This window comes from Sporosarcina sp. P29, from assembly GCF_002743265.1.
GTDB lineage: Bacteria > Bacillota > Bacilli > Bacillales_A > Planococcaceae > Sporosarcina.
In genome coordinates this window covers 1-373 of sequence record NZ_PDYX01000137.1, presented here as the reverse complement: position 1 = coordinate 373, position 373 = coordinate 1, and the positions used below count along the sequence as shown (strand labels likewise).

General features: G+C 58.2%; 1 protein-coding gene. It reads right to left on the bottom strand.

What is annotated here, in order from left to right:
- A partial coding sequence (dcuC, locus tag CSV68_RS16915; protein ID WP_199175063.1) for a C4-dicarboxylate transporter DcuC occupies positions 1-373 on the bottom strand: 373 nt, incomplete at both ends.

The following is a 373-nucleotide window of genomic DNA, read 5'->3' as shown; positions in this document are numbered from 1 at the left end:
GGTGCGACCGAGGTTTGACGCCTGCAGCATGGGGATGGAGAGATAGGCCGGGTTAATGCCTGAGGAGTGAGCCAGTTTCGGGATCATCTCAACGAAGGCGTAGAACGGCGCGTTACCGGAACCGGTGGTCATGGCGGCGAGCATGGTCAGCACCACCAGAACCAGCATCAGGATAATACTGGCCGAGCCGAACGAGGTGGCGATGGAAATCAGGCTCTGAATAAAGCCGATGGTGCTCAGACCCTGGGCGAAGACGCCTGCTGCAACCAGCAGCATAACGACTCCTGCAAACGCATCCGCCATACCGCGATAGGCCACTTCCAGACCCGAGAAGACTTTCTGCGTGTTAAACCCACGCACAAACTCCAGCAGG